Below are 25,989 nucleotides of genomic sequence, written 5' to 3'. Positions count from 1 at the left end.
GAGCTTCTCCGCTCCCGCGAGGCGGATGGGTTCAGGTGGTGACGCAGTTTGAATCCGGGAGTTAGCAAGCGCGCTATGCCTTCGGTTTGCGCCCGCCTCCCTTGCAGGTTGGGCATACCTCGGGCGTAGACTTTTTAGCGTGAGGTGCCGCTGGCCTACGCGCTTCAGCAAGTTGTCCGGTTCCACTGCAATCGGGACAACGGTCGTCCTCTTGTTGTGGACTCATGGGTGCATCCCTTCTCGTAGGATCGCGCGATGGCAAACTAGGGCGATGCAATCGATGCTCAACGCGGCCTAGACGGGTCACCGTCCTCGAAGAACTGGGTCGGGTTGTGATTCATCGCCCAATAAATATCGCGGTTCGCGGGAACGGTCTGTGGCGCGCGCTGCCGCGCGATGTCTACGAGCAAGTTGGAGCACATTCCCGACAATATAGCGGCGTCAGGGTATTTCGACTTTAGGACGAAGTTTAAGAAATTGGCCTTCTGATAGGCGTGTTCTCGGTCGCTGGTCAGTACTTCCATAAGAAAGTTAGCCAATTCTACTTGAACGCGGATGGCTCGCTGATAGGCCTGGAAGAACCAGCACGCGAGAAACGCCAAGATGAATGAGAGGATTGCTAGCAGCATGCGCGTCACTCCTTGCGGTCCGCAAGGTCCGCTTCGTCTCAGCGCATATCAAGGTGTCATTTCTAACTGCGTCACCACCTGGGTTCATGCCCTGTTGAAATCCCGCCGCAAACCGTCTATACGCCGCCCCTTCTCCGCTGGGCTCGCCCGGCGGCGATCCTGTTTGAGAACTGCGGGGCGTGGGGTCACCAGCGCCATAATCGAGGAAGAGCCCTTCCTCGCCGTCGGGAGACAGGGATGGACAAGACCACGCAATTCCTCCTTCCGGGATGGGACGCGCGGCTGACTTTCCTTGGAACAGGCTTGATGCAACTCGCGTGCGGGAGCGATCCCGCGTGGGACGCGCATCTGGCTGCCGGAATGGTCCGGCCGCTGTAATTGAGTAGGAGACCGCAATGGACCGCGCTCAAAAGCAGGAGTCGATCGAGGCGCTGAAAAGCGTGTTCGCCGGCGCCGGCGCTGTCGTCGTGACCCACTATTCGGGCATGACCGTTGCGGAAATGACTGAACTGCGCGCCCGCCTCCGCAAGGAAGAGGGCACGTTCCAGGTGGTGAAGAACACCCTGGTCCAGAAGGCGCTGGACGGCTCGATCGGCGAAAAGGGCGACGCCCTGTTCACCGGCCCGGTCGCCATCGCCTTTGGCAAGGATCCTGTCTCCGCCGCCAAGATCGTCACCCAGTACGCCAAGGAAAACGACAAGCTCAAGCTGGTCGGCGGCATCCTGGGCCAGACGAACGTTCTGGACGAAAACGCGGTGCGGGCCCTGGCCACGCTGCCGTCGCTCGACCAGATCCGTGGCAAGCTCATCGGCCTGATCCAGGCTCCGGCGACCAAGATCGCTGGCGTCCTGCAGGCCCCGGCTGGCCAACTGGCTCGCGTCTTCAACGCCTATGCGACCAAAGACGCCGCGTAACGGTCATCTCCGCATAAATCCCTCATCCTCTAAGGAACTTACCCATGTCCAAGCTCGAAAAGCTGGTTGAAGAACTGTCCACCCTGTCGGTCCTGGAAGCTGCTGAGCTCTCCAAGCTGCTCGAAGAAAAGTGGGGCGTCTCGGCCGCCGCTCCGGTCGCCGTCGCCGCCGTTGGCGGCGCTGCCGCCGCTCCGGCCGAAGCCGCCGAAGAGCAAACCGAGTTCACCGTTGTCCTGACCGCCGGTGGCGACAAGAAGATCAACGTGATCAAGGAAGTCCGCGGCGTCCGTCCGGACCTCGGCCTGAAGGAAGCCAAGGACCTGGTCGAAGGCGCTCCGCAGAACGTCGTCGAAAACGTCTCCAAGCAAGTCGCCGAAGAGATCGCCAAGAAGCTGACCGAAGCCGGCGCCACCGTCCAAGTGAAGTAATTCACGCCCGCGCCCAAGTCTTCGGAGGAGGGGGTGGGGGATTGAGCCGGCGTCAGCTCTCTGACGCACAAGTGACGGCCCCGGAGGGAAACCTCCGGGGCCGTTTGCTGTTGGGCGGACGGGGCGGGCAGCTACCAGGCCAGGCCGAAGCTGCCGCCGCCCATCACCTTGCCGCCGGCCGCCGAGACGCCGACGTTGAAGGCGGCGCGGTTGCTGAAGTCGCGGCTGTAGCCGGCGGCCACGCCGGTGCTGCCGCCATAGGTCCCGATCCCCAGCACCAGCCGGTTCTGCAGGCCCGCGCCGCGTCCGGCGCTGTTGCCGGCCATGGTCGCGAAGGCCGCGCTCATCGCCCCGACGTCGTCGAGCCGGGTCTCCAGCCGGTCGAAGCGCTGGTCGTTGACCTGGCTCCAGGCGGCCAGCTTGGTGTCGGTATAGCTGTTGGCCGCTGTCAGGGTCTGGGCCGATTTGGTGTCGGTATAGGCGTTGGCCTGGATCCTGGCGGCGGCGGCGGCCTGCTCCGCCTGGGCGTCGGCATGGGTGTTGGCGGCCGTCAGGGTCTGGGCCGACTTGGTGTCGGTATAGGTGTTCGCGGTCGCCAGGGTCGCCGCCGTCTTGGTGTCGGTATAGGTGTTGGCCGTCGTCACGGCCTGGGCCGACTGGGTGTCCGTATAGGCGTTGGCCGTGGTCAGGGTTTGGGCGGAGGCGGTGTCGGTGTAGGTGTTGGCCGCCGCCAAGGCCTGGGCCGAGCGGGCGTCGGCGTAGCTGCCCATCAGGTTGGCGGTCTGCAGCAGTTGTGACACGTTGACGGCGTCGTTCGCCCCGACGCCGTTGGCGACATTGACCACCCGCCGCCGGGCGCCGACCGCGCCGACCGAGACTGTGCCGATCTGGTCGGCGACGGAGCCGATGCCCAGCGCCACCGAATTGTCCGCCGAGGCGACGGCGCCGCTGCCGATGGCGACGGCGGCGTCGCCCGAAGCGTTGCTCGTGGCCCCCAGGGCGATGGCGCCGTCCCCCGAGGCGCTGCTGCTCGCGCCGGCCGCGAGGCTGTATCCGCCGCCGGCGGAGGCGAAATTGCCGACCGCCGAGGACGCCTGGCCGGCGGCCGAGGCGTTGGCGCCGACCGCCGTCGCGGCGATCCCGCTGGCGACCGACGATCCCCCAAAGGCGGAGCCGCCCAGCCCGGCGGAGCTTTGGGAGCCATAGGCCGAGGCGTAGTTGTCGCTGGCCGAGCTGCCGACCCCGGTGGCCGTGCTGCGAAAGCCGGTGGCGTGGCTGTCGCTGCCGATGGCCGTGGTCGCGAAGCCCGCGGCCTGGCTGCTCGCGCCGAACGCGCTCGCCTGGTCGCCGCTGGTCTGGCTGGAATAGCCGAAGGCCGAACCTTTCTCGCCCGGGGTGGTGGAATTCACACCGAAGGCCGATCCGTAATCGCCGGTCGCCTGGCTGTTGAATCCGTTGGCCGTCGCGCTAAGGCCGGAAGCGATGGCGCCAAACCCCGTGGCGGTGGCGCTGTTCCCCGTGGCGGTCGCGGTGCCGCCCAAGGCGGTGGAGCCGAAGGTCGACGCGTTGGCCTGGACGCCCAGGGCGACGGCTCCTCCACCGGTGGCTGTGGCGTCCTCGCCGATCGCCGTGGCGTCCGAGCCGGTCGCTACGGAGCCCTGGCCGCAGGCGAGCTGATGGCCGACGTTCTCCACGCAGCTGGCCGGTGTCGCTGGCGCGCTCACCGTCTGGGCGCGGGCGCCGCCAAGGGCCGAGCCCACCGCCAGGGCCGCCAGGCCGCCGACCAGCGCCAGCCGTCGGCCGCCGCTCTTTCTCAAGCTCCGCAAAGTCATTTCGCCCCTCCATTGTGCAATCGGCATGATCGTCTGGAGGCTAGCGAAGGCGGGGATGGTCAGGCTTGGACTCCGTGATACTGTTTCATGGTCCCTGTGACACCACGGGACCGAGGGGGCGACATGGCTGAGGGCGCGGCCGTGGGAGGAATCTGGCGGTTCTCGAGCGACGACTTCCCGGAGGAGCGTCGGCTCAACCTGTTTCGCGAAACGCTGGAGCCTGTCCTGCCGTTCGCGATCGAACCCGTGCACGGCGCGCGGTTCTTCAACGCGGTCACCTTGATGGCCCTGCCCGGACTGGACGCGGCCGTGGGGGTCAGCGAGGGGGCGGTGTTCCATCGCACCCGGCCGCTGACCCGCCAGAGCGACGACCTGACCCTTTGCGTCACCCGCGACGGCCGCTCGAGGATCTCCCAGCGCGGGACCGACATGGTGATGGAGGACGGCGACGCCTTCCTGGGCGCGGCCGACGTCGTCTCCACCTCGGGACCTCTTGAAGGCGCGGTCGGGTGCCTGACCCTGCGCCTGCCCCGCCAGGCGTTGGCGGCGTCGGTTCTGGACATCGAGGCCGCCTTCGTCCGTCCGATCCGGCGGGGAACCGAGGCGCTGCGCCTGATGGCGGGCTATATGGGCGTGGTCCGTCAGGCGGCCGACAGCGGCTCGATCGGCGTTCAGCGCCTGGTCGCCTCGCATGTCCAGGACCTGGTCGCCCTGGCCCTGGGCGAGACGGCCGAGGCCGGAGAGATCGCGCGGGGCAGGGGGCTGCGCGCCGCGCGGCTGCGGGCGATCAAGGCCGACGTGCGGGCCCATCTGCGCGAGCGCGACCTGTCGGCCGAGACCGTGGCTCGCCGCCAGGGCGTGTCGCCCAGCTATGTGCGCAAGCTGTTCGACCTGACGGGAACCAGCTTTTCGGCCTTCGTTCTGGACCAGCGCATCGCCTGCGCCCACGCCATGCTGCGCAACCCCCGCTTCTCAGGTTTGGGGATCAGCGCCATCGCCTATGACGTGGGATTCGGTGACCTGTCCTATTTCAACCGCGCGTTCCGCCGCCGCCATGGCGCGACGCCGTCCGAGGCCCGGCGAGGAGAGGCGGGCTGAAGAGCGCCATCGCCGTGGAACCGTCGTCGGGCGACCTGTGTTCCTTGTTCATGCTCAAGTTGGCCGCGATCCTGCTGGTCCTGATGATCGTGTTCGGCGTGCTGGGCTTCGTCGTCGACGTGGCCGGCGCCCTGGCCAGGATCGCGTTCTTCGTCTGCCTGGTCGGCGTGGCGCTTTCGCTGGTCGGCAAGGCGCTGCGGCGCGACTGACCCATTGATGCTATCAATCTTGTTGACGCTGGCCGCCCGCATCTCTAGCCATGCCGCCCAATAGATAGCGGTAACATTTGTGGGGAAGCGATGGATCGCCTGAACAAGGGCGCGCGGCGCTGGTCGGCTGGACTGGTCTCGGGCCTGGCCTTGAGCCTCGCCACGGGCGTTCTGGCCAGCCTGGCCGCGCCGATGGCCGTTCAAGCCGCGCCGATGGCGGTGATGGACCGCAACGGCTCCTATGTCTCGGTCGAGACCTACGCCCCCAACATCGTCCGGGTGACCATCAGCCAGGACAAGGATCTGGCCGCGGCGGCGCCCGGCTACGGCTTCCTGGCTGACAGCGATGTCAAGGGTTGGCGTCATGACCAGAAGGCCGGGGCCGACATCTTCACCTCCGGCGCCCTGTCGCTGGAGGTCGTCGCCCAGCCCTGGCCGGGCGCGCCCAGCCAGATGGACCGCTACTTCGCGCCGGCCCTGCCGCCGGTCTCGGTCAAGGTGCGCAAGGCCGACGGCTCGGACCTGGTGGCGATGAACGGCTGGGAAATGTCGCCGCACGTCGTCAACGGCGAGAAGACCTACCAGGCCGGCGCCAGCTTCTCGACCAGCGCCGACGAGCACTTCTACGGCCTGGGCCAGAACCAGGAGGGGATCCTCGACCTGCGCGGCCGGGCCATCGACTGCAAGCACCACTATGACGCCCCGCACGGCGAGACGGTCTGCGTGCCGTTCCTGGTCTCCAGCAAGGGCTACGGCGTCCTGTGGGACAATCCCTCCGACACCAAGGTCTATCCGGCCGTCAACGGCCGCACCCTGTGGCAGTCGAACGTCGGCGAGCGGGTGTCGTTCTTCGTGATCACCGGCAGCTATGACGAGATCTATGCCGGCTACCGCAAGCTGACCGGGGTCACGCCGCTGCCGCCCAAGGCGGCCTTCGGCTACATCCAGTCCAAGGCCCGCTACGAGACGCAGCAGCAGATCCTCGACGTCGCCAAGGGCTATCGCGACCGAGGCTATCCGCTGGATATCATGGTGCTGGACTGGTTCTACTGGACCCGGATGGGCCAGATGGACATCGATCCGGCCGCCTTCCCCGACCCGTTGGCGATGAACAAGGAACTGCACGACAACGGCGTGCACAGCATCATCAGCGTCTGGCCGCGCTTCGAGAAGGAAGGCCGCTACTTCAACTACCTGGCCGACAAGGGCTGGCTGCTGAAGGACAAGGACGGCAAGGTCGTCGACGGCCTGCCGTTCCGCAGCGACCGGGCCGGGGCCCTGATCGACAGCACCAACCCGCAGGCGCGCGAGTGGTTCTGGGGCAAGATCCGCGACAACATCGCGTCGAAGGGCTTCGACTGGTTCTGGCTGGACGAGACCGAGCCGGACCTGGTGCCGGACGGCTATTTCTATTCGATCGGTTCGGGCGACCGCTATCACAACCTGTTCCCGCTGGTGCACACCCAGGGCGTGGCCGAGGGCTCGCGCCGCGACCGGCCCGACAAGCGTAACCTGATCCTGGCCCGGGCCGCCTATATCGGCGCCCAGCGCAACGGCGGCCTGTTCTGGTCGTCCGACATCCAGCCGACCTGGGACGCGCTGAAGCGCCAGGTGCCGACCGGCCTGAACTTCACCGCCTCGGGCTTCGCCTATTGGGGCAACGACATTGGCGGCTGGCAGTGGCTGCCGCAGAGCACGACGGCGACCAAGGCCCCGCTGCTGGACCCGTCCGACGCCCGCGCGGTGGTCGGCCAGAACAACGACTATCCGGAACTGCTGGCCCGCTGGTTCCAGTACGGGACCTTCACCCCGACCCTGCGGGTGCACGGCATGCGCAAGGACACCGAGGTCTGGGCCTATGGCAAGCAGGCCGAGGCGGTGATCGCCAAGTACCTGAAGCTGCGCTACGCCCTGATCCCCTATCTCTATTCGATGGGCCATTCGACCTATGAGACCGGCGCGCCGTTCATGCGCGGGCTGTTCATGGACTTCCCCAACGATCCCAAGGTCGTCAACCTGGGCGACCAGTACATGTTCGGCCCGGCCTTCCTGGTGGCGCCGATCACCGACCAGGGCGTCGAGGACCGCGACGTCTACCTGCCGGCCGGCGCCGACTGGTATGACTACTGGACCGGCAAGAAGTTCACCGGCGGCCAGACGATCAGCGTCCATGCGCCGATCGACACCATCCCGCTGTTCGTCCGGGCCGGCTCGATCATCCCGATGGGCGCGCCGATCCAGAGCACGGCCACGCCGCAGACGATCAATGCGGTCAAGGTCTATCCGGGCCGCGACGCCGACTTCACCCTCTATGACGACGACGGGGTGACCAACGCCTACGAGAAGGGCGTCGGCAAGACCGTCAAGCTGCACTGGGACGACAAGGCCGGCAAGCTGACGGCCACGGGCGACAAGGGCCTCAGCGCCCAGGCGCTGGCGGCGGTGCAGGTGGTTTCGGCCCGATAAGCCGTCGCCCAGCCCGCCCTTCAGGGCGGGCTGGGAGCCGAGCTTCAATCGTGGACAAGCCTCTCTAGCGTCCCGTTGTGGCACGAGACTTGCAACCCTTCGGCGAACTGCGAAGGGGCGAGCATGACCATTTCAGGGATTTCCGGAGGCTATTCGGGCTACGGCAATGTCGGCCGCGGCTCCGCCGTCGGCGGACCCAAGATCGAAGCGCGGAGCGATGTGGACTCCGTCCGCGAGAAGGGCCTCGTCGCCTTCGCCCGGGACGCCAAGAAGACGGCTTGGGAAGAAAAGCTCAAGCAATGGCGGGAGGAGGCCATGAAGGCCATGGGTCTCACCCAGGACCGCCTCGACGCCATGCCGTCCGAGCAGCGCTCGGCAGCGTTGAAGATGGTCGAGGAAGCCGTCCAGCAGAAGATCAAGGACGCCTTGGAAAGCGCCCGCAAGCAGGGCAAGGACGGCGTCTCGGTCCCTCAGTTCGTGGACATGAGCGTCTAGGAACTGTGGGTCGTTGACGATCTTGGGCCGAATTCCTCGTCCTTCGACAGGCTCAGGATGAGGAATTCTACCGAACCGCCTTACCAGTAGCCCTCATCCTGAGCTTGTCGAAGGACGAGGGCGGCGCCACGGTGCCTGGCCGGTCGGCAGGAATTTCCGACTGGTCCCGCATTTCGAGGTTCGAACTGGGCTTTGACGCCCGCAGATCTGGTTCCAGACGCCTTCGCATTCTTTTGTGGATAAACCCCCTTCCCAACCCGGGCCGGTTGTCCTATATCCGCCGGCTCACGAAGAAATTCGGCGGAGCGCGTACGCGTGTGTCCGCATGATACGCCCCGAGGCGCGGTCAGCCGCCCTCCGACCAGCGCGAAGGGGCGCCCGTCAGGCTTCCGGTCCCGGTTGTCCTGACAGGGGAATTCCAGCGTCCAGCGTTCTCCCGAGGGGAGAGCGGCGAGGGTGGACGCTAGGTGCATTCGAATTCACGCGCGGAGTCCGTCCGCGCCCAGGGAAAAAACATGGCGCAATCCTTCACCGGCAAGAAGCGGATCCGGAAGTCTTTCGGCCGCATCCCCGAAGCTGTGCAGATGCCGAACCTGATCGAGGTTCAGCGCTCGTCCTACGAACAGTTCCTCCAGCGCGAAGTCCGTCCGGGCGTGCGCAAGGACGAGGGCATCGAGGCCGTCTTCAAGTCGGTGTTCCCGATCAAGGACTTCAACGAGCGCGCGGTGCTCGAATACGTCTCGTACGAATTCGAAGAGCCCAAGTACGACGTTGAAGAGTGCATCCAGCGCGACATGACCTTCGCGGCGCCGCTGAAGGTCAAGCTGCGCCTGATCGTGTTCGAAACCGAAGAAGAAACCGGCGCCCGGTCCGTCAAGGACATCAAGGAGCAGGACGTCTACATGGGCGACATCCCGCTCATGACCGACAAGGGCACCTTCATCGTCAACGGCACCGAGCGGGTCATCGTCTCGCAGATGCACCGTTCGCCCGGCGTGTTCTTCGACCACGACAAGGGCAAGACCCACGCCTCGGGCAAGCTGCTGTTCGCCGCCCGGGTGATCCCGTACCGCGGCTCGTGGCTGGACTTCGAGTTCGACGCCAAGGACGTGGTCTATGTCCGCATCGACCGCCGCCGCAAGCTGCCGGCCACCACCTTCCTCTATGCCCTGGGCATGGATGGCGAAGAGATCCTGACGACGTTCTATGACGTCGTCCCGTTCGAGAAGCGCACCGCGGCCGGGGCCGAAGGCTGGGCCACCCCGTACAAGCCCGAGCGCTGGCGCGGCGTGAAGCCGGAATTCGCCCTGATCGACGCCGACACCGGCGAGGAAGTGGCTCCGGCCGGCACCAAGATCACCGCCCGCCAGGCCAAGAAGCTGGCCGACGCCGGCCTGAAGACCCTGCTGCTGGCCCCCGAGGCCCTGACCGGCCGCTACCTGGCCCGCGACGCCGTCAACTTCGAGAACGGCGAAATCTACGCCGAAGCCGGCGACGAGCTTGACGTCACCTCGATCCAGGCCCTGGCCGACCAAGGCTTCAGCACCATCGACGTGCTCGACATCGACCACGTCACGGTCGGCGCCTACATGCGCAACACCCTGCGCGTGGACAAGAACGCCGTCCGCGAGGACGCGCTGTTCGACATCTACCGCGTGATGCGTCCGGGCGAGCCGCCGACCGTCGAAGCCGCCGAGGCGATGTTCAAGTCGCTGTTCTTCGACGCCGAGCGCTACGACCTGTCGGCCGTGGGCCGCGTGAAGATGAACATGCGCCTGGAGCTGGACGCTTCGGACGAGATGCGCGTTCTCCGCAAGGAAGACGTGCTGGCGGTGCTCAAGCTGCTGGTCGGCCTGCGCGACGGTCGCGGCGAAATCGACGACATCGACAACCTGGGCAACCGCCGGGTCCGCTCGGTCGGCGAACTGCTGGAAAACCAGTACCGCGTCGGCCTGCTGCGGATGGAACGCGCCATCAAGGAACGCATGTCGTCCGTCGACATCGACACCGTGATGCCGCACGACCTGATCAACGCCAAGCCGGCCGCGGCCTCGGTGCGTGAATTCTTCGGCAGCTCGCAGCTGTCGCAGTTCATGGACCAGACCAACCCGCTGTCGGAGATCACCCACAAGCGTCGTCTGTCGGCGCTTGGCCCGGGCGGTCTGACCCGCGAGCGCGCCGGCTTCGAAGTCCGCGACGTTCACCCGACCCACTACGGCCGTATCTGCCCCATCGAAACGCCGGAAGGCCCGAACATCGGCCTGATCAACTCGCTGGCCACCCACGCCCGCGTGAACAAGTACGGCTTCATCGAGAGCCCCTACCGTCGCGTCGCCGACGGCAAGCCGCTCGAAGAGGTCGTCTACATGTCGGCCATGGAAGAGTCGAAGCACGTCATCGCCCAGTCCAACATCAAGGTGTTGAACGGCGAGATCGTGGACGACCTGGTCCCCGGCCGGATCAACGGCGAACCGACCCTGCTCCAGAAGGAACAGGTCGACCTGATGGACGTGTCGCCGCGCCAAGTCGTGTCGGTGGCCGCGGCCCTGATCCCGTTCCTGGAAAACGACGACGCCAACCGCGCCCTGATGGGCTCGAACATGCAGCGTCAGGCCGTGCCGCTGGTGCAGTCCGACGCCCCGCTGGTCGGGACCGGCATGGAAGCCGTCGTCGCCCGTGACTCGGGCGCCGTGGTCATCGCCAAGCGCACCGGCGTCGTCGAGCAGATCGACGGCACCCGGATCGTCGTCCGCGCCACGGAAGAGACCGACGCCGCCCGTTCGGGCGTCGACATCTACCGCCTGAGCAAGTTCCAGCGTTCCAACCAGTCGACCTGCATCAACCAGCGCCCGCTGGTGAAGGTGGGCGACCGCATCAGCGCCGGCGACATCATCGCCGACGGTCCCTCGACCGAGCTGGGCGAACTGGCCCTGGGCCGCAACGCGCTCGTCGCGTTCATGCCCTGGAACGGCTACAACTTCGAAGACTCGATCCTGATCTCCGAGCGCATCGTCCGCGACGACGTCTTCACCTCGATCCACATCGAGGAATTCGAAGTCATGGCCCGCGACACCAAGCTGGGTCCGGAAGAAATCACCCGCGACATCCCCAATGTCGGCGAGGAAGCCCTGCGCAACCTCGACGAAGCGGGTATCGTGGCGATCGGCGCCGAGGTCCAGCCGGGCGACATCCTGGTCGGCAAGGTCACGCCGAAGGGCGAAAGCCCGATGACGCCGGAAGAAAAGCTGCTGCGCGCCATCTTCGGCGAAAAGGCCTCGGACGTCCGCGACACCAGCCTGCGCCTGCCCCCGGGCGTCGCCGGCACGATCGTCGACGTGCGCGTGTTCAACCGTCATGGCGTCGACAAGGACGAACGCGCCCTGGCCATCGAACGCGCCGAGATCGACCGCCTGGGCAAGGACCGCGACGACGAATTCGCGATCCTGAACCGCAACATCTCGGGCCGCCTGCGCGAGCTGCTGATCGGCAACGTCGCCCTGTCGGGTCCCAAGGGCCTGTCGCGCGGCGAGATCACCGCCGAGGGCCTGGCTGAAGTCCAGCCCGGCCTGTGGTGGCAGATCGCCCTCGAGGACGAGAAGGCGATGGGCGAACTTGAGTCGCTTCGCCGTCTGTTCGACGAGAACCGCAAGCGCCTGGACCGTCGCTTCGAGGACAAGGTCGACAAGCTGCAGCGCGGCGACGAACTGCCCCCGGGCGTGATGAAGATGGTCAAGGTCTTCGTGGCCGTGAAGCGCAAGCTTCAGCCCGGCGACAAGATGGCCGGCCGTCACGGCAACAAGGGCGTCATCTCGCGTATCCTGCCGATCGAGGACATGCCGTTCCTCGCCGACGGGACGCACGTGGACGTGGTTCTGAACCCGCTGGGCGTGCCTTCGCGCATGAACGTCGGCCAGATCTTCGAGACCCACCTCGGCTGGGCCTGCGCCAACCTCGGCAAGCAGATCACCAACCTGCTGGAAGACTGGCAGGCCGGCGGCCAGAAGCAGGCCCTGGTCGAACGTCTGACCGAGATCTACGGCCCGGACGAGGAACTGCCGGAAACCGAGGAAGAGCTGGTCGAACTGGCCCGCAACCTCGGCAAGGGCGTTCCGATCGCCACCCCGGTGTTCGACGGTGCGCGCATCGGCGACATCGAGGAGCACCTGATCATGGCGGGCGTCGATCCGTCGGGTCAGTCGATCCTGTTCGACGGCCAGACGGGCGACCAGTTCAAGCGTCCGGTCACGGTCGGCTACATCTACATGCTGAAGCTGCACCACCTGGTCGACGACAAGATCCACGCCCGTTCGATCGGTCCGTACTCGCTGGTCACCCAGCAGCCGCTGGGCGGCAAGGCCCAGTTCGGCGGTCAGCGCTTCGGGGAAATGGAAGTGTGGGCTCTGGAAGCCTACGGCGCGGCCTACACCCTGCAGGAAATGCTGACGGTGAAGTCCGACGACGTGGCCGGCCGGACCAAGGTCTACGAGTCGATCGTCCGCGGCGACGACACGTTCGAAGCCGGTATCCCGGAAAGCTTCAACGTGCTGGTCAAGGAAATGCGCTCGCTCGGCCTGAACGTCGAGCTGGAGAACAGCTGATCAGGATCTCCCTCCCTGGCGTGATCGCCGGGGAGGGGCCTCCCCTCAGCCCTCTCCAACTTTGAATTTTCGCGGGTAGTCCCGCAGAAGGAACCAAGATGAACCAGGAAGTCCTGAACATCTTCAATCCGGTCCAGGCCGCTCCGACCTTCGACCAGATCCGCATCTCGCTGGCTTCGCCGGAAAAGATCCGCTCGTGGTCGTTCGGCGAGATCAAGAAGCCCGAGACCATCAACTACCGCACGTTCAAGCCCGAGCGTGACGGCCTGTTCTGCGCCCGTATCTTTGGCCCGACCAAGGACTACGAATGCCTGTGCGGCAAGTACAAGCGCATGAAGTACAAGGGCATCATCTGCGAGAAGTGCGGCGTCGAAGTCACCCTGGCCCGCGTCCGTCGCGAGCGCATGGGCCACATCGAACTGGCCTCGCCGGTGGCCCACATCTGGTTCCTGAAGTCGCTGCCCTCGCGCATCGCCATGATGCTGGACATGCCGCTGAAGGACATCGAGCGCGTCCTGTACTTCGAATACTACATCGTCACCGAGCCAGGTCTGACCCCGCTGAAGCAGCACCAGCTGCTCAGCGAGGACGACTTCATGCGCGCCCAGGACGAATACGGCGACGACAGCTTCACCGCCGAGATCGGCGCCGAGGCCGTCCAGAACCTGCTCAAGGCGATCGACCTCGAGAAGGAAGCCGAGAAGCTGCGCGAAGAGCTGGCGGGCAATCCGTCGGACATGAAGCAGAAGAAGTTTTCGAAGCGCCTGAAGATCCTGGAAGCCTTCCAGGAGTCGGGCAACCGTCCCGAGTGGATGGTGCTGACGGTCGTGCCGGTGATCCCGCCGGAACTGCGCCCGCTGGTGCCGCTGGACGGCGGCCGCTTCGCGACCTCGGACCTGAACGACCTCTATCGCCGGGTCATCAACCGGAACAACCGTCTGAAGCGCCTGATCGAGCTGCGCGCCCCCGACATCATCATCCGCAACGAAAAGCGGATGCTGCAGGAGTCGGTCGACGCCCTGTTCGACAACGGCCGTCGCGGCCGCGTGATCACCGGCGCCAACAAGCGGCCCCTCAAGTCGCTGGCCGACATGCTGAAGGGCAAGCAGGGCCGCTTCCGCCAGAACCTGCTGGGCAAGCGCGTCGACTATTCGGGCCGTTCGGTCATCGTCGTGGGTCCGGACCTGAAGCTGCACGAGTGCGGCCTGCCCAAGAAGATGGCTCTGGAGCTGTTCAAGCCGTTCATCTATGCGCGCCTGGACGCCAAGGGCCTGTCGGGCACCGTCAAGCAGTCCAAGCGCATGGTCGAGCGCGAGCAACCCCAGGTGTGGGACATCCTCGAAGAGGTGATCCGCGAGCACCCGGTGATGCTGAACCGCGCGCCGACGCTGCACCGTCTGGGCATCCAGGCGTTCGAGCCGAAGCTGATCGAGGGCAAGGCCATCCAGCTGCACCCGCTGGTCTGCGCCGCGTTCAACGCCGACTTCGACGGCGACCAGATGGCCGTGCACGTCCCGCTGAGCCTCGAGGCCCAGCTGGAAGCGCGCGTCCTGATGATGTCGACCAACAACATCCTGTCGCCCGCCAACGGTCGCCCGATCATCGTGCCGTCGCAGGACATCGTCCTGGGCCTGTATTATCTGTCGGTGGCCCGCGACGGCGAGCCGGGTGAAGGCAAGATCTTCGCCGACCTGGGCGAGATCGAGGCGGCCATGGACGCCGGCGTCGTCAGCCTGCACGCCAAGATCAAGTCGCGCTTCACGGAAATGGACGCCGACGGCGTCGTCCGTCGCCGGGTGATCGACACCACCCCGGGCCGGATGAAGATCGCCGCCCTTCTGCCCCAGCACACCGCGATCGGTCACCGACTGATCGAGAAGGCGCTGACCAAGAAGGAAATCGGCAACCTGATCGACGTCGTCTACCGCCACTGCGGTCAGAAGGCGACGGTGATCTTCGCCGACCAGATCATGGGTCTGGGCTTCAAGGAAGCGGCCAAGGCCGGCATCTCCTTCGGCAAGGACGACATCATCATCCCCAAGCGGAAGGAGGCGATCGTCGCCGAGACCCGCACCCTGGCCGAGGAGTACGAGCAACAGTACGCCGACGGCCTGATCACCAAGGGCGAGAAGTACAACAAGGTCGTCGACGCCTGGGCCAAGGCCACCGACCGCGTCGCCGACGAGATGATGGCCGAGCTTCAGATGAAGCATAAGGACGAGAACGGCCGCGAGAAGGAAATCAACGCCATCTACATGATGGCCCACTCCGGCGCCCGTGGTTCGCAAGCCCAGATGAAGCAGCTGGGCGGCATGCGCGGCCTGATGGCCAAGCCCTCCGGCGAGATCATCGAGACCCCGATCGTCTCGAACTTCAAGGAAGGCCTGACCGTTCAGGAGTACTTCAACTCGACCCACGGCGCCCGCAAGGGCCTGGCGGACACCGCGCTGAAGACCGCCAACTCGGGCTACCTGACCCGTCGTCTGGTCGACGTCGCGCAGGACTGCATCATCGTCGAGGAAGACTGCGGCACCACGCGGGGCATCACCCTGCGCGCCGTGGTCGAAGGCGGCGACGTGCTGGTCTCGCTGGGCGCCCGCGTCCTGGGCCGCTTCTCGGCCGAGGACATCAAGGATCCGGCGACCGGCGAGATCATCATCCCGGCCGACACCTACCTGACCGAGAACATGGCCGACACCATCGAAGCCGCTGCGGTGCAGTCGGTGAAGGTGCGCTCGGTCCTGACCTGCGAAGCCAAGATCGGCGTCTGCGGCGCCTGCTACGGCCGCGACCTGGCCCGCGGCACGCCGGTGAACATCGGTGAAGCGGTCGGCGTCATCGCCGCCCAGTCGATCGGCGAGCCCGGCACCCAGCTGACGATGCGGACCTTCCACATCGGCGGCACCGCCCAGGTGGCCGAGCAGTCGTTCTTCGAAAGCAGCAACGACGGTACGGTCCGCGTGACCGGCGCCACCGTGGTGGGTTCGGACGGCCAGCTGGTGGTCATGAGCCGCAACACGGCCGTCAGCGTCCTGGTCGACGGCAAGGAACGCGAGAACTACAAGCCGCCGTACGGCGCGCGCCTGAAGGTCAAGGACGGCGACAAGGTCAAGCGCGGCCAGCGCCTGGCCGATTGGGACCCCTACACCACCCCGATCATCACCGAAGTGGCCGGCAAGATCCGCGCCGAAGACCTGGTGGACGGCTTCTCCGTCCGCGAGGAGACCGACGAAGCCACCGGCATCGCGCAACGCGTGATCGCCGACTGGCGGACCTCGGCCCGCGCCTCGGACCTGCGTCCGGCCATGGGCGTGCTCGGCGAGGACGGCGCCTATGTTCGCCTGGCGAACGGCGGCGAGGCCCGCTACCTGATGTCGGTCGGCGCCATTCTCTCCGTCGCCGACGGGGACATGGTCAAGCCGGGCGAGGTCATCGCGCGGATCCCGACCGAAGGCGCCAAGACCCGGGACATCACCGGTGGTCTGCCGCGCGTCGCCGAACTCTTCGAAGCCCGCCGTCCCAAGGACTGCGCGGTCATCGCGGAAATGGACGGCCGTGTCGAATTCGGCAAGGACTACAAGAACAAGCGCCGGATCAAGATCACCCCGGACATCGACGCCGACGGCAACCAGCCCGAAGCGGTCGAGTTCCTGATCCCCAAGGGCAAGCACATCGCGGTGCATGATGGCGACTACATCACGCGCGGCGAGTACATCATCGACGGCAACCCGGATCCGCACGACATCCTGCGCATCCTGGGCGTCGAGGCCCTAGCCAACTTCCTCGTGGACGAAATCCAGGAGGTCTACCGACTGCAGGGCGTGCCGATCAACGACAAGCACATCGAGACGATCGTTCGTCAGATGCTGCAGAAGGTCGAGATCGTCGAGCCGGGCGATACGGGACTGATCAAGGGCGATCACCTCGACAAGCCCGAGTTCTACGTCGAGCAGGACAAGGCCGTCGCCCGCGGCGGCCGTCCGGCCACGACGCAGCCCGTGCTGCTGGGCATCACCAAGGCCTCGCTGCAGACCAAGAGCTTCATCTCGGCCGCGTCGTTCCAGGAAACGACCCGCGTCCTGACCGAAGCCTCGGTGCACGGCAAGACCGACACCCTGGAAGGCCTGAAGGAAAACGTCATCGTGGGTCGTCTGATCCCCGCCGGCACGGGTTCCTACCTGCGCAGCCTGCAGCGCGTCGCCGCCAAGCGCGACGAGCAGCTGGCCCAGCAGCGCGAAGACGCGATGGAGCCGCTGCCCGCGGTCATCGCCGAAGAGGCGTAAGCTTCCTTCGAGAACTGAAACGGAACGGCCCGGGAGCGATCCCGGGCCGTTTTGTTTTTGGCTCCTCCCCCGTGAAACGGGGGAGGTGGCGGGCGAAGCCCGACGGAGGGGCGTCCTCGGCGCTACCCCTCCCGCAACACCGCCAGTCGCTCCAGCCTCGGCGTCGCGAAGTCCAGGAACGCCCGCACCAGCGGCGGCATGAAGCGGCCGCCCACCGTGACCAGCTGCACCGGCAGGGGCGGGGGCTCGAAATCGGGCAGCAGGCGGACCAGCCGACCCGCCGCCAGGTCCTGCGCCACCTGGTAGGACAGCGCCCGGCCGATCCCGCGTCCGGCCAGCATGGCCGCCAGGGCCGCCTCGACATTGTTGACCCGCAGCCGGGGCTCCAGCCGCACGGCCCGGACCTTGCCGCGGTGCTCGAACCGCCACTCCGGCGAGGCCGAGACCACGGTGGTCAGGATCACCTCGTGCCCGGCCAGGTCGCCGGGCTCCAGCGGGGTCCCGCGCCGCGCCAGGTAGTCGGGCGCGGCCACCAGCAGCCGGCGCACCTGGCCCAGCTTGCGGACCACCAGGCTGGAATCGGCCAGCGGCCCGATCCGCAGGGCCACGTGCAGCTCGCCCTCGATCAGGTCCAGATTGCGGTCGTGCAGGGTCAGGTCGGCCAGGACGCCGGGATGCTGGGCCAGGAAGTCGGCCACCACCGGCGTTAGGTGCCGGCCGCCGAACACCGTCGGGCCGGTGATGCGCAGCGTGCCGCGCACCGCGTCGGGGGCGGGGGCCTGAAGGGCGGTCTCATAGTCGGCCAGCAGCCGGCGGGCCCGCTCGGCCAGGTCGCGGCCGGCTTCGGTGGGCGCCAGGCGGCGGGTGGTGCGCTCGATGAGCCGCGCGCCCATCCGCTCCTCCAGCGCCGCCAGGGCCCGGGTCATGGCGGCGGGCGAGCGCCGCAGCCGACGTCCGGCGGCCGCCAGCGACCCGGTGTCGATGACCGCCACCAGCAGGGCCAGTTCGTCCAGACGATCCATTCCGAAATCCGCAATTATATCTTGCCGATTTGCGCAATTCATTTCGACGGGCGCAATGGCGAATATGGGGCCGCAAGAGAGGGAGGCTCTAGATGTCCGATACCGATACCGACACCGCCATCGTCCTGCACGGCACGCCGCTGTCGGGCCACACCCATCGCGTGGGCCTAATGCTGGACGCCCTGGGACTGGCCTGGCGCTTCGCCAACGCCCCCAAGGACGTCCGCGCCTCGCCCGCGTTCCTGGCTCTCAACCCGCTGGGCCAGGTCCCGGTGCTGCAGGACGGCGACCTGGTCCTGGCCGACAGCAACGCCATCCTGGTCTATCTGGCCCGCCGCTACGCGCCCGACGCCGGGTGGCTGCCGCAGGAGCCGGTCGCCGCCGCCCGGGTCCAGCGCTGGCTGTCGATCGCCGCCGGCGAGGTCATGCACGGCCCGGCCATCGCCCGGATGATCGCCCTGTTCGACCTGCCCGACGATCCGGCCCGCGCCGCCCGCATCGCCGCCCGGGTGCTGGCCTTCATGGACGGCCATCTGGCCGACCGCGCCTTCCTGGCCGCCGACCACGTCACCATCGCCGACCTGGCCTGTTATTCCTACGTCGCTCACGCCCCGGACGGCGGCGTCGACCTTGCGCCCTATCCCGCCGTGCGCGCCTGGCTGGCCCGGGTCGAGGCCCAGCCCTGGTTCAGGCCCATGCCCGACTTCGCCAAGGCCGCCTAGGATGGACGGCCCGTTCCATCGCGGGGAACTGGTCGCCCAGGCTCTGGCCGGAACGGGCGCGCCCGGCATGACGGGCATCCGCCCCTTCATGCCCGACCAGCACCGCGACTTCTTCGCCCTGCTGCCCTATCTGTTCATCGCCACCACCGACGGCGAGGGCTGGCCTGTGGCCACGGTGCTGACCGGCTCGCCCGGCTTCGTTCAGAGCCCCAACCCCAACATCCTGACCGTCGCGGCCCGGCCGCGCGCGGACGAGCCCGGCGCCGAGCTGTTCGCCGCCGGCCGGCCGTTCGGGGCCCTGGGCCTGGACTTCGCCACCCGTCGCCGCAACCGCGCCAACGGCCTGATCGCGGCGGCGGGCGAGGACGGGCTGACGCTGCAAGTGCTGCAGAGCTTCGGCAACTGTCCGCAGTACATCCAGACCCGCGCGGCGGCGCCGGGCCCGGCCTCGACCCTGCCAGCTGAGGCGGTCGCCTTCCCGACGCCCGAGGCCCTCGCCCAGATCGCCCGCGCCGACACGATGTTCGTGGCCACCAACGCGGGCGGCGACAACGGCGGGGTCGACATCTCGCATCGGGGCGGCCTGCCCGGCTTCGTCAAGGCCAGCGGCGAGGTGCTGACCATCCCCGACTTCCGGGGCAACCGGTTCTTCAACACCCTGGGCAACCTGGTGCTCGACCCGCGCGCGGCCCTGCTGTTCGTCGATTTCGAAACCGGCGACCTGCTGCACCTGCAAGGCCGGGTCGAGATCGACTGGGAACCGCCCGTCGGTGGCTGGCCCGAGGGCGTCCAACGACAATGGCGGTTCATCGTCGAGCGCGCCTGGCGCCGGCCCGCCGCCCTACCGCTGCGCTGGACGTTCGGCGACTATTCGCCGGTGACCCTGGGCACGGCGGCCTGGAACGCGTCGGCGGCGCCCGTCGCCTGAACCGTTTACCGGGTGCGGCGCAACGTCGCGGTTTCATCAGGAGGATCAATCGACCGGAAGGTTAAGCCTTGCTTGACGTGTTGCGGTGCAAACCGGAGGCAGGATTCTCCAGACATTGGCGCCCCCATGCGTTCCGACATCTCCACCAAGGTCAGCCTGACCGTTGTCGCGGCCTTCATGACCCTGTTGCTGGCCTTGTTGGCCATGGTCGGCAAGAACTCGCTGGACTTCGCCAAGTCGCAGGCGGTCAGCCAGCAGGAGGCCAGCCTGCGCGTGGCCTGGGATGCGGTCGGCGGCCCGGACGCGGTGTTCGCGCGCGACGGCGACAAGCTGACCGTCGGCGGCAAGGTCCTGAACGGCGACATCGCCACGGTCGACCACGTCAAGGACCTGGTCGGCGGCACCATGACCATCTTCCTGGGCGACACCCGCGTCGCCACCAACGTCCAGAAGCCCGACGGCAGCCGGGGCGTGGGAACGCCCCTGGCCAAGGGCCCCGTCTATGACGCGGTGCTGGGCCGGGGCGAGTCCTATCGCGGCGAGGCCAAGGTGCTGGGCAAGCCCTATTTCGCCGCCTACGACCCGATCAAGAACGCCTCGGGCGAGGTGATCGGCATCCTCTATGTCGGCGTGGCCAAGGCCGACTACTTCCAGCCGGTCTATCGCCAGCTGATCTGGCTGGCCGTGGCCGGCGCGGTGCTGGCCGGCCTGGGCGTCGCGGTCTCCGTGACCGTGGTCCGCCGCCAGCTGTCGCCGCTGCGCGACCTGCGCGAGGCCATGAAGCGGGTGATGGGCGGCGACCTGACCGTGGCCCTGCCGTTCGCCGGCCGCCGCGACGACATCGGCCTGATGGCCGACGCGGTCCACGCCTTCCGCGACGAGGCCCGCGAGAAGGGCCGGATCGAAGCCGAGGCCGAGACCCATCGCCAGGCCGCCGAGGCCGAGCGCCGCCTGTCGGCCGATCGCGACAGCCACCAGGCCGAGCAGCAGGCCCTGGTCGTCTCGCGCCTGGCCCAGGGGCTGGACCGGCTGTCGGCCGGCGACCTGACCGTTCGCCTGACCGAGGCCTTCGCCCCCGACTACGAACGCCTGCGCGCCGACTTCAACCAGGCCGTCGAGCGCCTGGAGCAGGCCATGGGCGCGGTAATCTCGGCCGTGGGCGGGCTAACCGCCGGCGCCAACGGCATCGCTGGCGCGGCGGGTGACCTGTCGACCCGCAGCGAGCAGCAGGCCGCCAGCCTGGAAGAGGCCGCCGCCGCCCTGACCGAAATCACCAACGCCGTCCGCGTGGCCGCCGACGGCGCGCGCGGGGCCCGCGAGGCCGTCAGCCAGGCCCAGGCCGAGGCGGGCCGTTCGCGCACCGTCGTCGACGAGACCATCCAGGCGATCGGCGGCATCGAGGCCTCCTCGCACCAGGTGGCCCAGATCGTCGGCGTCATCGATGAGATCGCCTTCCAGACCAACCTGCTGGCCCTGAACGCCGGGGTCGAAGCCGCGCGCGCGGGCGACGCCGGCCGCGGCTTCGCGGTTGTGGCGCAGGAAGTCCGGGCCCTGGCCCAGCGCTCGGCCGACGCGGCCAAGGAGATCAAGGTCCACATCGCCGACTCCGCCCGCCAGGTCGAGGCCGGCGTCGTGCTGGTCGGCCGCACGGGCGAGGCGTTGCAGACGATCGCCGGCCAGGTGGGCGCCATCGACGGCGTCATCGGCCGGATCGCCGCCTCGGCCGCCGAGCAGGCCTCGGGCCTGTCCGAGGTCAACACCGCCGTCAGCCACATGGACCAGGCCACCCAGAAGAACGCCGCCATGGTCAACCGCTCGGCCGCCGACAGCCTGACCCTGGTGCGCGAGGTCGAGGGCCTGGCCGCCCTGGTCGGCCACTTCAAGGTCGGCGCGGCTAGCGCTGGTCGTTCTGGCGCGCGGCCTTCTTCCGACGCTCGTCGGCCTTCCGCGCATCGTCCAGCCGCCTGAGCGCCTGCTGCTCGGTCGACAGCGACCGACCCAGGCCGTCCTGCTCGGCGCCCAGCACCCAGGGGATGTCCTTGCCCTTGCCTGGATTGTCGCGATTGCGGTGATCCACGCCGACGGTCGGGGCGTCGCGATAGGCGCGGTCGGCCTGCTGCTTCAGGGCCTGGGCCTCGAAGCCTCGCCGCTTGGCCGTGTCCATCGGCGCGTCATAGACCGGGGCGTTGCGGACCTTGGCCCCGAACACCTCGTCGCAATGTTCCTGTTCCCGCCGGTTGAGGCCGACCGCCTCGGCGTTGGCGCAGCCGGCGCTGCTGCCGCGCAGGGCGGTGCGCAGGTCGCCGCGCGGGCCTTCGGGCAAGGGGGCGGGATGGAGGCCGGTCGCGCGGTTGCTGGGCGCGGGCGGACCGGGGACGGGCGCGACGCCCAGCGGCTGGATCCAGGACGGCGCGACCCGGCGCGGCGCGCGCGGCTGGATCGGCGAGGCCGCCGCCGCCCGCTCGGCGCTGGCCACCGGCTCCAGCGTGGGACGGCGGCGCGCCAGGTCGCGCTCCAAGGTGACGCGGATGGCGTCCTCGTCGCTCGACCGGTCCTGGAAGCGGGTCACCACCGGCCAACCCAGGACGACCAGGATCACGGCGTGCAGCGCCAGCGACCCGCAAAGAACGGCGCCGTTTCTCAACCGGGTTTTGCGCGCCGTGGCCGGGGATTGGGGCAAGAACGAACTCGACAGGACGGAGCGAACAGGTTTGCCACCGCAAGTGGCGAAACGGTGTCCGCCATACGCTAGATGGGGCGGTCAACCGCCTGCGCCAGTAGGGCGCCGCGGATGTCGACGCGGACGGGACGCTGCCCCCTTTTGGCGCGTGGACGACGCACTTAGGCTTGCCACCTCAGGTGGCGAAAGCGTGGCCGTGGAGGGGCGAATAACCGGCGCAAACCCGTGATTTGACTCGGCATTGACGTCGGATGCGTTCGCGAGTAGTTTCCGCGCTCTTTTCGAGGCGGACCCTGTCCGTCCTGATGAGCGCCCGTCCCTTACCCCGACGGACCAGCCCGCCGGAACGCTGCCCGCGTCCCGGCGAGTTTCGTGTTTATCAGGTCCTCATCCGAGGCCGAGAAAGCCGGAATAAAAATGACAAGGACCTGAAGCGCCTCGGCCGAAAGGCACACGCTTCCATCAGAGCAGAGACTTAATGCCTACCGTCAACCAGCTCATCCGCAAACCGCGCCAGCCTAAGCCGGTCCGGAACAAGGTGCCCGCCCTGAAGGGCTGCCCCCAACGCCGCGGCGTTTGCACGCGCGTCTACACGACGACCCCGAAGAAGCCGAACTCGGCTCTGCGTAAGGTCGCCAAGGTCCGTCTGACCACCGGCATCGAAGCCGTTTGCTACATCCCGGGCGAAGGCCACAACCTGCAGGAGCACTCGGTGGTGCTCATCCGCGGCGGCCGCGTCAAGGACTTGCCCGGCGTCCGCTATCACATCCTGCGCGGCGTCCTCGACACCCAAGGGGTCAAGGATCGTAAGCAGCGTCGTTCGCTCTACGGCGCCAAGCGTCCGAAGTAAGGAATAGAAGAAGATGTCCCGCCGCCGTCGCGCCGAGAAACGCCAAGTCCTGCCGGATCCCAAGTTTGGGGACCTGATCGTCACGAAGTTCATGAACTACGTGATGTACGAGGGCAAAAAAGCCGTCGCCGAAAACATCATCTATGGTGCTTTCGACATCCTGGAAAACAAGCGCAAGGACCAAGGTCCGCTTGAGACCTTCCACTCCGCCCTGGACAATGTCGCCCCGGCGATCGAAGTCCGGTCGCGCCGCGTCGGCGGCGCCACCTACCAGGTGCCGGTGGAAGTCCGTCCGGACCGCCGCCGCGCCCTCGCCATCCGCTGGCTGGTGACCGCCGCCCGCAAGCGCGGCGAGAACACCATGACCGAAAAGCTGGCTGGTGAGCTGCTCGACGCTTCCAACAACCGCGGCACCGCGGTGAAGAAGCGCGAAGACACCCACAAGATGGCCGAAGCCAACCGGGCGTTCTCGCACTACCGCTGGTAACCTTTCTTACCAGCACTCTTTCAGGCGCGGGCGGTTTGAGATAAACCGCCCGCGCCGCACGTTTAAATGTCCCTGCCCCAGCTTGGGGTCGGGCAGTCACGCAGAGCTAGATCCATGGCCCGCCAGCATAAAATCGAAGACTACCGCAACTTCGGCATCATGGCGCACATCGACGCCGGGAAGACGACGACGACCGAGCGGATCCTGTATTACACGGGTAAGTCGCACAAGATCGGCGAAGTCCACGACGGCGCCGCGACCATGGACTGGATGGACCAGGAACAAGAGCGCGGCATCACCATCACGTCGGCCGCGACGACCGCTTTCTGGAAAGAAAAGCGCCTCAACATCATCGACACCCCCGGACACGTCGACTTCACGATCGAAGTCGAGCGCTCGCTCCGTGTCCTCGACGGCGCCGTGACGGTGCTGGACGGCAACGCCGGTGTCGAGCCGCAGACCGAAACCGTCTGGCGCCAGGCCGACAAGTATCGCGTTCCGCGCATCGTCTTCGTCAACAAGATGGACAAGATCGGCGCCGACTTCGACAAGTCGGTGGAATCGATCCGCGACCGTCTGGGCGCCAAGGCAGTGCCGATCCAGTTCCCGATCGGTTCGGAAAGCTCGCTGAGCGGCCTGGTCGACCTGGTCCGCATGAAGGCCGTGGTCTGGGACAACGACGCCCTGGGCGCCAACTTCCGTGACGAAGAGATCCCCGCCGACCTGCTGGACAAGGCCAAGGAAGCTCACGCCTACCTGGTTGAAGCCGCCGTCGAGCTCGACGACGAAGCCATGGAAGCCTATCTGGGCGGCGAAGAGCCCTCGGAAGCCGTGCTGAAGAAGTGCATCCGCAAGGCCGTGCTGACCGGCGCCTTCTATCCGATCCTCTGCGGCTCGGCCTTCAAGAACAAGGGCGTGCAGACGCTCCTGGACGCCGTCGTCGACTACCTGCCCTCGCCGGTGGACATCCCGCCGACCAAGGGCATCGACTTCAAGACCGAAGAAGAAGTCGTGCGTCGCGCCTCGGACGACGAGCCGCTGTCGGTCCTGGCGTTCAAGATCATGGACGACCCCTTCGTCGGTTCGCTGACCTTCTGCCGGATCTATTCGGGCAAGCTGGAAACCGGCATGAGCCTGCTGAACGCCACGCGCGACAAGCGCGAGCGCGTCGGCCGCATGCTGCTGATGCACTCCAACAACCGCGAAGACATCAAGGAAGCCTTCGCCGGCGACATCGTCGCGCTGGCCGGCCTGAAGGAAACCCGCACGGGCGACACCCTGTGCGATCCCCTGAAGTCGCCGGTCATCCTGGAGCGCATGGAATTCCCGGCCCCGGTCATCGAGATCGCCGTCGAGCCCAAGTCCAAGGCCGACCAGGAAAAGCTGGGCGTCGCCCTGGCCAAGCTGGCCGCCGAGGATCCGTCCTTCACCGTCTCGACCGACTTCGAAAGCGGCCAGACGATCCTGAAGGGCATGGGCGAACTGCACCTGGACATCAAGATCGACATCCTGAAGCGGACCTACAAGGTCGAAGCCAACATCGGCGCGCCGCAGGTTGCCTATCGCGAAAGCCTGGGCCGCAAGGTCGACATCGACTACACCCACAAGAAGCAGACCGGTGGTACGGGCCAGTTCGCCCGCGTCATGATCACCTTCGAACCGGGCGAGCCGGGTTCGGGCTTCGTGTTCGAGAACTCGATCGTCGGCGGCGCGGTGCCTAAGGAATACATCCCCGGCGTCCAGAAGGGCCTGGAGTCCGTCAAGGACAACGGCCTGCTGGCCGGCTTCCCGCTGATCGACTTCAAGGCCACCCTGACGGACGGCAAGTACCACGACGTCGACTCCAGCGTGCTGGCGTTCGAAATCGCGGCCCGCGCCGCCTTCAAGGAACTGCGCGAGAAGGGCGCTCCCAAGCTGCTTGAGCCGATCATGGCCGTCGAGGTCGTGACCCCGGAAGAGTACCTGGGTTCGGTCATCGGCGACCTGAACGCCCGTCGCGGGATGATCCAGGGCCAGGACATGCGCGGCAACGCCACGGTGGTGAACGCCTTCGTGCCGCTGGCCAACATGTTCGGCTATGTGAACACCCTGCGCGGCATGTCCCAGGGCCGCGCCCAGTTCACCATGCAATACGACCACTACGAGCCGGTGCCGCAACACGTCGCCGACGAAGTGATCAAGAAGTACGCCTAAGCTAACCCCAGAAATCCCCTTTTAATTGCAGGCCCCTCTGGGGTCCGGAGCTAGAGAAAAATGGCCAAGGAAAAGTTCGAACGTAACAAGCCGCACTGCAACATCGGCACCATCGGTCACGTCGACCATGGCAAGACGACGTTGACGGCCGCGAT

20 protein-coding genes and 1 pseudogene are annotated in these 25,989 nt (G+C 67.1%); 17 read left to right on the top strand and 4 right to left on the bottom strand.

Features of this window, described 5'->3' with window-relative positions:
- Positions 1-284 precede the first annotated feature (284 nt).
- Positions 285-629: a hypothetical protein gene (locus J2X41_RS23800; protein WP_310086814.1), complete on the bottom strand. Its 345-nt coding sequence runs from the start codon at positions 627-629 to the stop codon at positions 285-287.
- A 237-nt stretch (positions 630-866) separates the two neighbouring features.
- Here J2X41_RS23800 and J2X41_RS23795 point away from each other — a divergent pair, with 237 nt between their 5' ends.
- From J2X41_RS23795 to rplL, 3 genes are read left to right on the top strand one after another with little or no spacing between them, the layout of a single operon-like run.
- Entirely contained in the window at positions 867-1,007 is a 141-nt protein-coding gene (locus J2X41_RS23795; protein WP_310086812.1) for a hypothetical protein, read from the top strand.
- A 17-nt stretch (positions 1,008-1,024) separates the two neighbouring features.
- Positions 1,025-1,543, top strand: a complete 519-nt coding sequence (gene rplJ / locus J2X41_RS23790; protein WP_310086810.1) for a 50S ribosomal protein L10 — start codon at positions 1,025-1,027, stop codon at positions 1,541-1,543.
- Positions 1,544-1,587: 44 nt separating this feature from the next.
- Positions 1,588-1,971 carry a 50S ribosomal protein L7/L12 gene (gene rplL / locus J2X41_RS23785; RefSeq protein ID WP_028038099.1) on the top strand — a complete coding sequence of 128 codons (384 nt, stop codon included), beginning with the start codon at positions 1,588-1,590 and terminating at the stop codon, positions 1,969-1,971.
- Positions 1,972-2,102: 131 nt separating this feature from the next.
- On the opposite strand, the gene J2X41_RS23780 is transcribed toward rplL, so the two are convergent.
- On the bottom strand, positions 2,103-3,803 hold the full coding sequence (locus J2X41_RS23780; protein ID WP_310086807.1) for a YadA-like family protein: 1,701 nt from the start codon (positions 3,801-3,803) through the stop codon (positions 2,103-2,105).
- A 123-nt stretch (positions 3,804-3,926) separates the two neighbouring features.
- On the opposite strand from J2X41_RS23780, the gene J2X41_RS23775 reads away from it, so the two are divergent.
- From J2X41_RS23775 to rpoC, 7 genes and pseudogenes are all read left to right on the top strand, one after another.
- Positions 3,927-4,901, top strand: a complete 975-nt coding sequence (locus J2X41_RS23775; protein WP_310086805.1) for an AraC family transcriptional regulator — start codon at positions 3,927-3,929, stop codon at positions 4,899-4,901.
- Between the two features lie 50 nt (positions 4,902-4,951).
- Positions 4,952-5,110 (top strand): hypothetical protein, encoded by a 159-nt coding sequence (locus tag J2X41_RS23770; RefSeq protein ID WP_310086803.1) that lies wholly within the window; start codon positions 4,952-4,954, stop codon positions 5,108-5,110.
- A gap of 90 nt (positions 5,111-5,200) precedes the next feature.
- Entirely contained in the window at positions 5,201-7,576 is a 2,376-nt protein-coding gene (locus J2X41_RS23765) for a glycoside hydrolase family 31 protein (RefSeq protein ID WP_310086801.1), read from the top strand.
- 123 nt (positions 7,577-7,699) lie between these two features.
- Positions 7,700-8,071, top strand: coding sequence for a hypothetical protein (locus tag J2X41_RS23760; RefSeq protein ID WP_310086799.1), 372 nt, complete (start codon positions 7,700-7,702; stop codon positions 8,069-8,071).
- A 29-nt stretch (positions 8,072-8,100) separates the two neighbouring features.
- Positions 8,101-8,195, top strand: a pseudogene (locus J2X41_RS23755) (hypothetical protein); the annotation flags it as partial.
- Positions 8,196-8,586: 391 nt separating this feature from the next.
- Entirely contained in the window at positions 8,587-12,669 is a 4,083-nt protein-coding gene (gene rpoB, locus J2X41_RS23750) for a DNA-directed RNA polymerase subunit beta (RefSeq protein ID WP_310086797.1), read from the top strand.
- A 98-nt stretch (positions 12,670-12,767) separates the two neighbouring features.
- Positions 12,768-16,952 (top strand): DNA-directed RNA polymerase subunit beta', encoded by a 4,185-nt coding sequence (gene rpoC, locus J2X41_RS23745; RefSeq protein WP_310086793.1) that lies wholly within the window; start codon positions 12,768-12,770, stop codon positions 16,950-16,952.
- 122 nt (positions 16,953-17,074) lie between these two features.
- Here the strand turns inward: rpoC and J2X41_RS23740 are convergent, their stop codons facing one another.
- Positions 17,075-17,974, bottom strand: a complete 900-nt coding sequence (locus J2X41_RS23740; RefSeq protein ID WP_310086790.1) for a LysR family transcriptional regulator — start codon at positions 17,972-17,974, stop codon at positions 17,075-17,077.
- A gap of 92 nt (positions 17,975-18,066) precedes the next feature.
- Between J2X41_RS23740 and J2X41_RS23735 the strand changes: the two genes are divergently transcribed.
- The 3 genes from J2X41_RS23735 (at position 18,067) to J2X41_RS23725 (ending at position 21,592) form a co-directional block, all read left to right on the top strand.
- Entirely contained in the window at positions 18,067-18,696 is a 630-nt protein-coding gene (locus J2X41_RS23735) for a glutathione S-transferase (protein ID WP_310086786.1), read from the top strand.
- A 1-nt stretch (position 18,697) separates the two neighbouring features.
- Positions 18,698-19,624 carry a pyridoxamine 5'-phosphate oxidase family protein gene (locus tag J2X41_RS23730; protein ID WP_310086783.1) on the top strand — a complete coding sequence of 309 codons (927 nt, stop codon included), beginning with the start codon at positions 18,698-18,700 and terminating at the stop codon, positions 19,622-19,624.
- Between the two features lie 126 nt (positions 19,625-19,750).
- Positions 19,751-21,592: a methyl-accepting chemotaxis protein gene (locus tag J2X41_RS23725; RefSeq protein ID WP_310086780.1), complete on the top strand. Its 1,842-nt coding sequence runs from the start codon at positions 19,751-19,753 to the stop codon at positions 21,590-21,592.
- On the opposite strand, the gene J2X41_RS23720 is transcribed toward J2X41_RS23725, so the two are convergent.
- Positions 21,519-22,304: a hypothetical protein gene (locus J2X41_RS23720; RefSeq protein WP_310086777.1), complete on the bottom strand. Its 786-nt coding sequence runs from the start codon at positions 22,302-22,304 to the stop codon at positions 21,519-21,521. The genes J2X41_RS23725 and J2X41_RS23720 overlap by 74 nt on opposite strands.
- A 478-nt stretch (positions 22,305-22,782) precedes the next feature.
- On the opposite strand from J2X41_RS23720, the gene rpsL reads away from it, so the two are divergent.
- From rpsL to J2X41_RS23700, 4 genes are all read left to right on the top strand, one after another.
- Complete coding sequence (rpsL, locus tag J2X41_RS23715; RefSeq protein ID WP_007661566.1) at positions 22,783-23,154, top strand: 30S ribosomal protein S12; 372 nt, start codon at positions 22,783-22,785, stop codon at positions 23,152-23,154.
- Between the two features lie 13 nt (positions 23,155-23,167).
- Positions 23,168-23,641: a 30S ribosomal protein S7 gene (rpsG, locus tag J2X41_RS23710; RefSeq protein ID WP_007661568.1), complete on the top strand. Its 474-nt coding sequence runs from the start codon at positions 23,168-23,170 to the stop codon at positions 23,639-23,641.
- Positions 23,642-23,755: 114 nt separating this feature from the next.
- Positions 23,756-25,834 carry an elongation factor G gene (gene fusA, locus J2X41_RS23705; RefSeq protein WP_310086773.1) on the top strand — a complete coding sequence of 693 codons (2,079 nt, stop codon included), beginning with the start codon at positions 23,756-23,758 and terminating at the stop codon, positions 25,832-25,834.
- Between the two features lie 60 nt (positions 25,835-25,894).
- A partial coding sequence (locus J2X41_RS23700) for a GTP-binding protein (RefSeq protein ID WP_209282537.1) occupies positions 25,895-25,989 on the top strand: 95 nt, incomplete at its 3' end.

The organism is Caulobacter sp. BE254, assembly GCF_031457295.1.
GTDB lineage: Bacteria > Pseudomonadota > Alphaproteobacteria > Caulobacterales > Caulobacteraceae > Caulobacter.
This window is presented reverse-complemented; position numbering and strand designations above follow the sequence as displayed.